This is a genomic window from Pseudomonas sp. ENNP23 (assembly GCF_001728945.1).
In the GTDB taxonomy this organism is placed as follows: Bacteria; Pseudomonadota; Gammaproteobacteria; order Pseudomonadales; family Pseudomonadaceae; genus Metapseudomonas; species Metapseudomonas otitidis.
The window spans coordinates 139,989-150,705 of record NZ_LYSP01000007.1 but is presented as its reverse complement, the minus strand read 5'-3'; the positions used below and the strand labels follow the sequence as shown (position 1 = coordinate 150,705).

At 69.3% G+C, this 10,717-nt stretch carries 12 protein-coding genes; 6 read left to right on the top strand and 6 right to left on the bottom strand.

Annotated elements, in window-relative coordinates:
- Positions 1-42: 42 nt before the first annotated feature.
- Entirely contained in the window at positions 43-930 is an 888-nt protein-coding gene (locus A9G05_RS06420) for an acyl-CoA dehydrogenase family protein (protein WP_069560171.1), read from the bottom strand.
- Positions 931-1,069: 139 nt separating this feature from the next.
- Between A9G05_RS06420 and olsB the strand changes: the two genes are divergently transcribed.
- Together olsB and A9G05_RS06410 are read left to right on the top strand one after the other, a co-directional pair.
- A complete protein-coding gene (olsB, locus tag A9G05_RS06415; RefSeq protein ID WP_069560170.1) occupies positions 1,070-1,840 on the top strand; it encodes an L-ornithine N(alpha)-acyltransferase in 771 nt (256 codons plus the stop codon).
- A gap of 4 nt (positions 1,841-1,844) precedes the next feature.
- Positions 1,845-2,618: a lysophospholipid acyltransferase family protein gene (locus A9G05_RS06410; RefSeq protein ID WP_069560169.1), complete on the top strand. Its 774-nt coding sequence runs from the start codon at positions 1,845-1,847 to the stop codon at positions 2,616-2,618.
- A gap of 9 nt (positions 2,619-2,627) precedes the next feature.
- On the opposite strand, the gene A9G05_RS06405 is transcribed toward A9G05_RS06410, so the two are convergent.
- Together A9G05_RS06405 and A9G05_RS06400 are read right to left on the bottom strand one after the other, a co-directional pair.
- Complete coding sequence (locus A9G05_RS06405) at positions 2,628-3,485, bottom strand: universal stress protein (RefSeq protein ID WP_069560168.1); 858 nt, start codon at positions 3,483-3,485, stop codon at positions 2,628-2,630.
- A gap of 93 nt (positions 3,486-3,578) precedes the next feature.
- A complete protein-coding gene (locus A9G05_RS06400) occupies positions 3,579-4,157 on the bottom strand; it encodes an ACP phosphodiesterase (protein WP_069560167.1) in 579 nt (192 codons plus the stop codon).
- Positions 4,158-4,307: 150 nt separating this feature from the next.
- On the opposite strand from A9G05_RS06400, the gene A9G05_RS06395 reads away from it, so the two are divergent.
- The 3 genes from A9G05_RS06395 (at position 4,308) to A9G05_RS06385 (ending at position 6,944) form a co-directional block, all read left to right on the top strand.
- Positions 4,308-4,631, top strand: a complete 324-nt coding sequence (locus A9G05_RS06395) for a helix-turn-helix transcriptional regulator (protein ID WP_069560166.1) — start codon at positions 4,308-4,310, stop codon at positions 4,629-4,631.
- A gap of 84 nt (positions 4,632-4,715) precedes the next feature.
- Complete coding sequence (locus A9G05_RS06390; RefSeq protein WP_044409420.1) at positions 4,716-5,879, top strand: MFS transporter; 1,164 nt, start codon at positions 4,716-4,718, stop codon at positions 5,877-5,879.
- A gap of 15 nt (positions 5,880-5,894) precedes the next feature.
- Positions 5,895-6,944 carry an alkene reductase gene (locus A9G05_RS06385; protein WP_069560165.1) on the top strand — a complete coding sequence of 350 codons (1,050 nt, stop codon included), beginning with the start codon at positions 5,895-5,897 and terminating at the stop codon, positions 6,942-6,944.
- Between the two features lie 290 nt (positions 6,945-7,234).
- On the opposite strand, the gene A9G05_RS06380 is transcribed toward A9G05_RS06385, so the two are convergent.
- On the bottom strand, positions 7,235-8,086 hold the full coding sequence (locus tag A9G05_RS06380) for an ATPase (protein WP_069560164.1): 852 nt from the start codon (positions 8,084-8,086) through the stop codon (positions 7,235-7,237).
- Between the two features lie 336 nt (positions 8,087-8,422).
- Here A9G05_RS06380 and A9G05_RS06375 point away from each other — a divergent pair, with 336 nt between their 5' ends.
- The gene (locus A9G05_RS06375) at positions 8,423-8,683 is read left to right on the top strand and encodes a hypothetical protein (RefSeq protein WP_069560163.1); all 261 of its coding nucleotides are present in this window, start codon (positions 8,423-8,425) and stop codon (positions 8,681-8,683) included.
- A 1-nt stretch (position 8,684) separates the two neighbouring features.
- On the opposite strand, the gene A9G05_RS06370 is transcribed toward A9G05_RS06375, so the two are convergent.
- Positions 8,685-9,677: an NAD(P)-dependent oxidoreductase gene (locus tag A9G05_RS06370; protein WP_069560162.1), complete on the bottom strand. Its 993-nt coding sequence runs from the start codon at positions 9,675-9,677 to the stop codon at positions 8,685-8,687.
- Between the two features lie 99 nt (positions 9,678-9,776).
- Positions 9,777-10,673, bottom strand: coding sequence for a LysR family transcriptional regulator ArgP (locus tag A9G05_RS06365; protein ID WP_165666130.1), 897 nt, complete (start codon positions 10,671-10,673; stop codon positions 9,777-9,779).
- Between the last annotated feature and the right edge of the window lie 44 nt (positions 10,674-10,717).

Below are 10,717 nucleotides of genomic sequence, written 5' to 3'. Positions count from 1 at the left end.
CTGTGTACGGTTGCGCCACTGGGCGGTGTCAACCGCCTGGGTTCAATCCACCAATCCCAGCGCCTCCCGCGCCTTGACCAAGCGCGTGGCGCGCGCGGCACCGGCGATGGCCAGCAGGCCCTGGTCGCGCGTCCAGAGCGTTGCCCACTGCGCGGGGCCGCTGGCGAAGGCGGCGTCCAGCTCACTGCGCAGGCCGTCGAACTCGGCGAAGAGGCCGGCCAGCATGACGTGCATCACCGGGCTGGTGGCACACAGCCGGGCCACTTCGGCCGTGCCGGACAACAACCCCAGCAGGCGCAGGCGCAGGGGCGGCGGCCAGCCGCTGTCCTGGCCGACACCCAGCAGCCAGGCGCTGAGGGCGGCGAGGACGTGGAGGTCTTCCTGGCTGCGGAAGGGTTTGACGTAGGCATCCCAGCCGTCCCCGGCGAGGCGCTCGCAATGGGCGCCGTCCAGGTGCAGGCGGGCGTGGGGGATGTCGGGCATCAGCGGCAGCGCCGGCAGGGGTTCGATGCGCACGCCGGGCGCGCCGTTGCGCACCACGGTGAGGGCCAGGCGCGGGGCTTCGCCGTCGGCTTCCTCGCGGGCGGCCACCAGCAGCCAGTCGGCAGCGTCGGCGGCGGTGACGAAGTCCTTGCGGCCATTGAGGCTGAGCCCGTCGAGGCGGACCTGCATGTCCGCCGGGCGCACGCTGCGCGCTTCGGTCACGCAGAGGGCGCCGAGGCTGCGCGGGGCGGAGGGCCAGAGCAGACGCAGCGCGCCCTGGTAGCCCGCAAGGAAGGCCAGCCCCGGGGTGGCGGCGAGGCGCCCGCCGAGGATGGCGAGTTCGAAGGGCGTGGCCTCGCCCAGGCGCTCCAGCAGGCTGCCGTACCACTCTTCGAGGGGCTGCGCGGGCAGGCGGTCACGGGTCTCGAGCAGGCGTTGCCAGGTCATGGGCGGTCTCCTTGGGGGCTGTCATTCAAGCATCACGGAAACGTCACGGAGGTGACACCGGGTCTGCCTAGCCTGAGCTTGCACAACAAGATCGTCCGGCTGCAACCGGGATCTAGCCGGCCCAAATGGAGGCTTACTCATGACCCAGATCGCTATCACCCGCGACAACGCCGCACGCGGCGACAAGAGCCCGCGCCGCCTGCAGGCCGAACGCCTCAGTGGGGTCGCTGCCCTGCGTGAAGCCCAGGCACTGCGCTACCGGGTGTTCAGCGCGGAGTTCGACGCCAAGCTCAAGGGCGCCGAATTCGGCCTCGACATGGATGACTTCGACCCGCACTGCCAACACATCGGGGTGCGCGACCTGGACAGCGGTGCGCTGGTGGCCACCACCCGCCTGCTGGACCACCAGGCCGCCCACGACATCGGCCGTTTCTACAGCGAGGAGGAGTTCCGCCTCGAGGGCCTGGGCGAGCTGCAAGGCCCGGTGCTGGAGATCGGCCGCACCTGCGTCGATGCGGCCTACCGCAACGGCGGCACCATCGCGGTGCTCTGGAGCGAGCTGGCAGAGGTGCTCAACGAGGGCGGTTACCGCTACCTCATGGGCTGCGCCAGCATCCCCATGCAGGACGGCGGCATCCAGGCCCAGGCGATCATGCAGCGCCTGCGCGAACGCTACCTGTGCACCGAACACCTGCGCGCCGAGCCGCGCACCCCGCTGCCGGCGCTGGAGCTGCCGGGCAACGTGATCGCGGAGATGCCGCCGCTGCTGAAGGCCTACATGCGCCTGGGGGCGAAGATCTGTGGCGAGCCGTGCTGGGACCCGGACTTCCAGGTCGCCGACGTGTTCATCCTGCTCAAGCGCGACGAGCTGTGTCCGCGCTACGCCCGCCACTTCAAGGCGGCAGTCTGAGGCCATGGCCGGGCTGCGGTTCTACCTGCGGGTCATCCGCCTGCTGGCAGTGATCGGCCTCGGCCTGCTGCTGGCGAGCGGGGTGGTGGTGCTGGAACGGCTGGCCCGGGGACGGGACCTGATGCCGCGCCGGCAGCGCCTGACCCGCTGGTTCCTGGCGCGCCTGGCCGGCGCCCTGCCCTTCCGGGTGCGGGTGGAAGGCGAGGTGCCGACGGTACCGATGCTGTGGGTCAGCAACCATGTGTCGTGGACCGACATCCCGCTGCTGGGCATGCTCGCGCCGCTGTCCTTCCTGTCCAAGGCGGAGGTGCGCGCCTGGCCGGTGGCCGGCTGGCTGGCGCACAAGGCCGGGACGCTGTTCATCCGCCGGGGTTCGGGGGAGAGCAACCTGGTGGGGCAGCAACTGGGCCGGCACCTGGGGCTGGGCCGCAACCTGGTGATCTTCCCGGAAGGCACCACCACCGACGGCAGTCTGGTGCGCACCTTCCATGGCCGCCTGCTGACCAGCGCCTGCGAGACCGGGGTGGCGGTGCAGCCGGTGGCGATCCGCTACCTGCGCGATGGTGAGCGGGACAGCGTGGCGCCGTTCATTGGCGAGGATGATCTGGTGTCTCACCTGGTGCGCCTGCTGCGCAGCCCGTGCAGCGAGGTGGAGATCCGCCTGCTGACGCCCATCCCCAGTAGCGGTCGCCACCGCAACGCTCTGGCCCGCGAGGCCCAGCAGGCGGTGCAGGTGGCGCTGTTCGGTGACGCCCCATCCGACGAGCTGGCGGCCTGATCCGCCACCTCAGCGGGCGGGCGGCACCACCAGCATGTCGCAATCAAATTCCCGCAGGGCAGCGTCCGCCACGCTGCCGATCAATGCCCGCTTGATCCCGCCCATGCCCCGCGTGCCCAGCACCAGCAGGTCCGGTTCGGCCTGCTGCAGTGCGCGGCGCAGCACGGTGATGGGCAACCCCTCCTCTGCCGAATGCTGGCTGAACACGCCCAGCAGCCCCTGCTCGCCAAGAAACTGCGCCAGGGCCGAACGGGCGGCCACGGCCTCGCGTTGCTCATGCTCCTCCAGGGCGCTGTCGGACAGCCCGGCACCCAGCAGGGTGAGCCGGGCGAAGGGCTCGAAGGCGTAGAGCGCGCGGCTGCGGGCCAGTTCCAGCAGCCCCAGTTCGCAGGCGGCCTGGGCGGCGCGGGCCGAACACGGCGAGAGGTCGAGACCGATGAGGATGTCGTGGTAGTGCCCTTCGGTCTCGCGGTTGACCACCAGCACCGGCGTGTCCCCGGTGCGCAGCACGCGCTCCAGGGTGGTGCCGACGAACACGTCGCGCAGGGCGTTGCGCCGGTGGCAGCCCATCACCAGCAGATCGAAGCCCTGGCTGCGGGCGAAGTCGACGATGCGCTCGGCCGGGTCGCCCACTTCGATGCGCAGCGTGGGGGCGGCGCCCGCCAGTTCGGCGATCTCACTCAGGTGCGAGGCCAGGGCCTCGTGGACCTGGGCGCTCCAGGCGATGGCCAGGGCCTGGGGCTGATCGGCATCCACCACATGCAGCACCGTCCAGGGGCAACGGAACTGCCGCACCAGTTGGGCGGCACGGCGCAGGGCACGTTCGGAGCGGTTGGACAGGTCGGTCGCCAGGAGCAGGGCTTTCATCGGAGCACCTCTACTGTTCTCGTCAGGTCGGACCGGGGTGGTCCGGGGCCCACGCATTGCACGCCCCGATCCGCTGCCGGGGCTTGATGCAGGTCAAGCCATGCCGGCCTGGGCGGCAAAGCGTTGCAGCTCGGGGTAGAAGCACCGGAAGCGTTCGCTGAGGGGCTGGTAGCGCTCAGCCAGTTCGTCGAACCCGCCGGCCAGCAGCTCGGGGCGGGACAGGCGGCGGCTCATGCCGCCCACCACGGCGGCCAGGGTGTCGAAGTCGCGGTAGCTGCCGAGCCAGTCCTGCTCGGCCATGCGCGGGGCGATGCGGGCCAGGGCACCGGGCAGCGCCGCCTGGTCGGCCAGCACCCGGTAGACCTGCCCGGTGAAGGCGGGCAGCGGCACCTCGGCGTAGTCGGCCCAGTCGCGGGCCAGGCAGTGGTCGAAGAACAGGTCCAGCAGGATGCCGGACACCCGCCGCCGGGCCGCCGGGAACAAGGCGCGTGCATCCCGGACCTGCGGGTGGGTGTCAGTGAACAGGTCGATGCGCCGGTGCAGGCGGATGCCGGCCTCGATGGCCTGGGGCCAACGGCCATCCAGCGGCCCCTTGACGAAGTCGCCGTAGAGGCTGCCGAGCAGTTGGTGGGGCGTGGAGCCGCCGAGGTGGAGGTGGGCGAGGTAATTCATCGCGCCAGCTTAGCAGGCTGTTGAAAAAGCCCGTTGCGTCGACGCGCGTCCATCAGCCGGGCTGATGATGACTATCGCGGGAAACGATCCCGTATCGTTTTTGCCCGATATATAGTTCGCTCCATTCCGATATGACTGGTGGAGACGGCGATGACCGACACCCCCGAAAGCCTCGACATCGACCTGGGCGAGATCCTCAAGGCCCTCGCCCACCCGGTACGGCGCGACATGCTGCTGTGGCTGAAGGAGCCGGAGCGCTACTTCGTCGAGCAGGACCACCCGTTCGAGATCGGCGTGTGCGCCGGCAAGTTCGACCAGCGCACCGGGCTCTCCCAGTCCACCGTATCGGCCCACCTGACCACGTTGCAGAAGGCTGGCCTGGTGACCAGCCGACGCATCGGCCAGTGGAACTTCTTCAAGCGCAACGAGGCCGTGATCGAGGCGTTCCTGCAGCGGATGAGCACCGAACTCTGACCGCAGCACCCGATTGAGAGTCCCGCCCGGCGGGCTCACCTCGGCCCCTTTGCCACCTGCCCCCATTCATTCAGGAGCTGGCCCATGCCAACCGCGCTTCTCGTCCTGGCGTTGTCCGCGTTCGCCATCGGCACCACTGAATTCGTAATCATGGGCCTGCTGCCCGATGTCGCCACGGACCTGTCCGTGAGCATTCCCGTCGCCGGCTGGCTGGTGACCGGCTACGCCCTGGGCGTGGCGGTCGGTGCGCCCTTCATGGCCATGGCCACGGCGCGCTTTCCCCGCAAGGCGGCGCTGCTGGCGCTGATGGCGATCTTCATCCTCGGCAACCTGCTGTGCGCCACGGCGCTGAACTACGACCTGCTGATGCTGGCGCGGGTGGTGACGGCGCTCTGCCACGGGGCCTTCTTCGGCATCGGCTCGGTGGTGGCCGCCAGCCTGGTGCCGCCGAACCGCAAGGCGTCGGCGGTGGCGCTGATGTTCACCGGGCTGACCCTGGCCAACGTGCTGGGCGTGCCCCTGGGCACCGCGCTGGGCCAGGTGGCGGGTTGGCGCTCGACCTTCTGGGCGGTGACGCTGATCGGCGTGGCGGCCTTCATCGGGCTGTGGCGCGTGCTGCCACGCCAGGACGACGAAGAGGCCGCCGACATGCGCGCCGAGCTGGCCGCCCTGCGCGGGGCCGGGCTGTGGCTGGCGCTGTCGACCACGGTGCTGTTCTCCGCGGCGGTGTTCTGCATCTTCACCTACGTGGCGCCGCTGCTGGGCGAGATCACCGGGGTGTCGCCACGCGGCGTGACCGGCACGCTGCTGCTGATCGGCCTGGGCCTGACCCTGGGCAACTTCATCGGCGGCCGCCTGGCCGACTGGAAGCTGGCGCAGACGCTGATGGGCGTGTTCATCGCCCTGGCCGTCACCTCCACCGTGGTGCACCTGGCCAGCCCGTACCTGATTCCCATGGAGATCACCCTGTTCCTCTGGGCCACCGCCGCCTTCGCGGCCGTGCCGGCCCTGCAGGTGAACGTGGTGGCGTTCGGCGCCGGTGCGCCGAACCTGGTCTCCACCCTCAACATCGGCGCCTTCAACGTGGGCAACGCCCTGGGCGCCTGGGTCGGTGGCGTGGTGATCGAGCAGGGCCTGGGTCTGACCCGTGTGCCGCTCGCCGCAGCCGTACTCGCCATCCTGGCGCTGGTCGCCACCCTGTTGACCTTCAGCCAACGCAAACCCGAGCTGGAAACCGCTCTCGACTAAGACGAGGTGTTCAAAATGGCAACATTGTTCGATCCGATCAAAGTGGGCGACCTGGAACTGGCCAACCGCATCATCATGGCCCCCCTGACCCGCTGCCGCGCCGACGAAGGCCGCGTACCCAACGCGCTGATGGCCGAGTACTACAGCCAGCGCGCGTCCGCCGGCCTGATCATCAGCGAGGCCACCGCCGTGACCCCGATGGGCGTCGGCTACCCCGACACCCCCGGCATCTGGAACGACGACCAGGTCAAGGGCTGGAGCAACGTGACCAAGGCCGTGCACGCCAACGGCGGCAAGATCGTCCTGCAACTGTGGCACGTGGGCCGTATCTCCGACCCGAGCTACCTGGACGGCGAAGCCCCGGTGGCCCCCAGCGCCATCGCCGCCAAGGGCCACGTCAGCCTGCTGCGTCCGCTGCGTGACTACCCGGTGCCCCGCGCGCTGGAGACCGAGGAAATCGCCGACGTCATCGAGGCCTACCGCCTCGGCGCGGAGAATGCCCTGGCTGCCGGCTTCGACGGTGTCGAGCTGCACGCCGCCAACGGTTACCTGGTGGACCAGTTCCTGCAGGACAGCACCAACACCCGCACCGACCGCTACGGCGGCTCACTGGAGAACCGCGCGCGCCTGCTGCTGGAGATCACCGACGCGCTGATCAAGGTCTGGGGCGCCGGCCGTGTCGGCGTGCACCTGGCACCGCGTGCCGACGCCCACGACATGGGCGACTCCAACCGCGCCGAGACCTTCGGCTACGTGGCCCGTGAACTGGGCAAGCGCGGCATCGCCTTCATCTGCGCCCGCGAGAAGGAAGCCGACGACAGCCTGGCCCCGCAACTGAAGGACGCCTTCGGCGGCGTGTTCATCGCCAACGAGCGCTTCACCAAGGACCAGGCCAATGCCTGGATCGCCGAAGGCAAGGCCGACGCCGTGGCCTGGGGCATCCCCTTCATCGCCAACCCGGACCTGCCGGCCCGCCTGGAGCAGGATGCGCCCTGGAACGAGCCGCACCCGGAAACCTTCTACGGCAAGGGCCCGGTCGGCTACATCGACTACCCGCGCCTGTAAGCGGCAACGCTGCAGTGAACGAAGCCCCGGCCCGCAAGGTCGGGGCTTTTTCGTGGCGGTAGGCACGTGCGGGCGAATGAATTCGCCCCTGCAGGTCCCCGTAGGGTGGGCCGGGCGGCGTTCCGCTTCAGCCCACCCACAAAGCCTCGCAGGTGGCACCTCCAGCAGCGGCGCTGGGCCTGGCCATGAGGGTGGACGAAAAGAGCGTTACCCACCCTCCATCCTGCTCAGCCCGGGCATGAAAAAGCCCCGGTCCTTGCGGTGCGGGGCTCATTCGCTGTGGCGACGGATCAGCGCGCGTTGATCTGCTGCTGCAGGTTCTGCACCTGGCTCTGCAGGGTGCTGATGTTGCGGGTCATCTGCGCGCGGAAGGCGTCGAACTCGGCCTGGTTGGTACCGCCGGCAACTGCCGGGGCCTGGGCCGGGCGGCTGTCCAGTTGGCTGCGCAGGACCAGCAGGTCCTGTTCGAGGCTCTTGATGGCCTGGCTGGGGTTGCCCTGCTTCTTCAGGACCTCCATTTCGCCGGCCAGTGCCTTGATGCGCTCCTCCAGCTTGGCGGCGTCGCCCTGAGCGGCCTTCAGGCGGGCCTGCTCTTCGGCCAGGCTCTGCAGGCGGCTGTCCAGTTGGCCGGCGGAACCGCTCTGGGTCTTGAAGTCGCCGGAAAGCTGCTCGACGCGCTTGTCCTGGCTGCCCAGTTGGGCGCTCAGGGCCTGCTGCTGCTTGGCTACTTCAGCCAGGCGGGATTGCAGTTGGCGGATGTCCAGCTTGATGGACTCGCTGCCGCTGGTGACGGTGGACTCGGTGGCGACCACCTTGCCGCTGATGTCCTTGATGCGGCCGGCAGCCTCTTCACTGATGCGGGCGAAGCTTTCCTGGGTGGCGACCAGTTGCTGCTCCATCATCGAGATCTGCTGGAAGCTCCACCAGCCGAGGCCGCAGAAGGCGATGACGGTGGCACCCAGCAGGGCCCACAGCGGGCCGGTGCTGGCGCCACCACGCGTTTCGGGCTCGTACCCCGCGCGACCACCCCGGGCCGGCGTGGAGGCGACACGGCGTGGGTGGTGGCCGAACTCGTCGCGGTCCTGCGCGTCGGTTGACAGGCTGGGGACATCGTCCAGTTCATCGAGAGCATCGTTACGCATGATTGACCTTCGGCAGGAGGAGCAAGAAATCGGGGTCGGCCCCAAGGCCGAGGGGCGCCAGTATACCGGTTCGCTTGGCTGGCATCAGCGCCGCGCCATGCTGGTGCGGGTGCCCTTCGTCGGTGCGCATCCTGGCTGATGGACCGGCTGCAGGGCCCATGGTTCCTGGGATTGTGAACTGGTACGCGGCTTGCTTTGGTCGTTGCGGGGCGTCCGGGGGCGCTCCACATGCGGCCGATGCCGCGCCGGACGGAGCCACCGCTGAACGGGTCCGACGCGCTCCGTCCGGGCAGGACGACAGGCCGGAGCTCTCTTCACACCTTGGGGGGAATACGCGTGGAACTGACCAAAGCCGTCTTGGATTGCATGCAGTGCCTTCGTCGCCAGATTCGCGAGGAGCAGGCCCTGGACATCCGCCTCAGCCAACCCGATGCCATCCAGCAGATGCTCAAGGCCTGTGCCGAGTCCCGACGCGAGGCGGTGATCAGCCTGGGGGAGCGCCTCAGCGAACTGACCGGCGTGCGCGTGCCGAAGGTGCTGTCCGAAGAGGAACTGGTGCGCAAGTACACCCAGTACGCCGGCCCGCTGCGCGGCTGAATCAGGCGCCCTGCTGCGCCTTCCACCAGGTGCAGAACTCGTCGAGGGCCGTCCACAGGCTGACCTGGGGGTCGTACTCCAGGTAGTGCCGGGCACGACTGATGTCGAGGCTGAAGTCCCGCGCCATCACGGCCACGCCCAGGCGGAACAGCGAGGGCTCGGGGCGCCCCGGCAACAGCCGGCAGACCGTTTCGTTGAGGGTCGCCGCCGCGTAGGCCACGCCGAAAGGCACGTGCCGGGTGACCGGCGGCAGGTCGAGGCGGCGCAGCACGTAGTTGACCACGTCCCACAGCGGCACCGGCTCGCCGTTACTGATGTTGTAGACCTTGCCCAGCGCAGGCCCGGCGGCCAGCAGGCCACTGAACAGCACGTCGTTGAGGTTGTGCACGCTGGTGAAGTCGACCTTGTTCAGGCCGTTGCCGATGATCGACAGGTGCCCCTTGCGCTGCATGGCGATCAGCCGCGGGAAGATGCTGGTGTCACCAGCCCCGGTGACGAAGCGCGGGCGGAAGGCGATGACCTCCAGGCCGAACTCCTCGGCGGCGAAGACCTTCTGTTCGGCCAGGTACTTGGTGGCGCCGTAGTGGTCGGAGAAGCGCTTGGGTACTTGCTCCTCGGTGATGCCGACATGGGAGCGCCCATCGAAGTAGATCGACGGCGAAGACAGGTGTACCAGGCGCTTGACCCGCTGCTTGAGGCAGGCTTCCACCAGGTTCTCGGTGACTTCGACGTTGGCTCGGTGGAAGTCCTCGTAGCGCCCCCAGACGCCGACGGCGCCAGCGCAATGAACCACGGCTTCCACATCCCGGCACAAGGCCTGGGCCAGTTGCGGGTCCCCCAGGTCGCCAGCGACGAACTCCGCGCCCCGCCGCACCAGGTGCTCCACGGCCTCGGGCCGACGGCCGGTGACCCGCACCGTCAGGCCCTGTTCCAGGGCAAAGCGGGCGAAGCGCCCGCCGATGAAGCCACTCGCTCCGGTCACCAGAATCTTCATTGCCGTCCCCCACAGGTCGTGTGTTGCGCACTCTAGCAGCGCCCCGGCATGCCGTCGTGGGGCGGTGAGCCAGCACCCGCCCGCTGCCGGCCAGTTGAGTCAGTCACGCACCAGCCAGCGCCCGCCGGCGCGGGCCAGGTACTCGGTGAGGCTTGCCAGCAACTCGCCACCGTGGCGCCAGTGGTGCCAGTAGAGCGGTACATCGATGGGCCGTTCGGAAATCAGTTCCACCAGTTCTCCTCGGGCCAGTTCGCCCTCCACCTGGTGCTCGGGCACCAGGCCCCAGCCGAGGCCCGCCTGGGTCAGGCGGACGAAGCCCTCGGACGAGGGGCAGAGGTGGTGGGGAAAGGCGCCCTGGATGCCCAGCGCGGCGAGGTAGCGATGCTGCAATTGGTCGTCGGGGCCATAGACGATGGAGGGCGCATTCAGCAGCGCCTCCGCCGTGACGCCCCGGGAGAAGTGCCGGGCCACGAACCCCGGGCTGGCCAGGGCACGGTAGCGCATGGCGCCCAGGGCCAGGCTGCGGGCGCCGGCCACCGGGCGCTCGGCGGCGCAGATGCAGCCGGCCACTTCACCGGCACGCATGCGCTTGAGGCCGACTTCCTGGTCCTCCACCACCAGATCCATCAGCACCCGGTGGCTGGAGCAGTAGTCCGCCACCGCCGGGGCCCACCAGGTGGCCAGGCTGTCGGCGTTGATGGCGATGCGCAGGCGCTCTGGCAGGCCGCCTTCGTCCAGCGCCGGCACCTGGGCCTGGAGGTCGCGTTCCAGCAGGCGCACCTGCTGCACATGGTTGAGCAGGCGGGTGCCGATCTCCGTCGGTGCCGGTGGCGCGGCGCGCACCAGCACGGGCTGCCCGACCCGCGCCTCCAGCAGCTTGACCCGCTGGGACACTGCCGACTGGGACAGCCCCAGCACCTGGGCGGCCCGCTCGAAACCACCCTGCTCCACCACGGCGGCGAGGGCGGCCAGGAGCTTGTAGTCGAACATATCGATTTTCCTTATGCGAGATCAGCAGGATTCGTTTTCCTTATACAGCC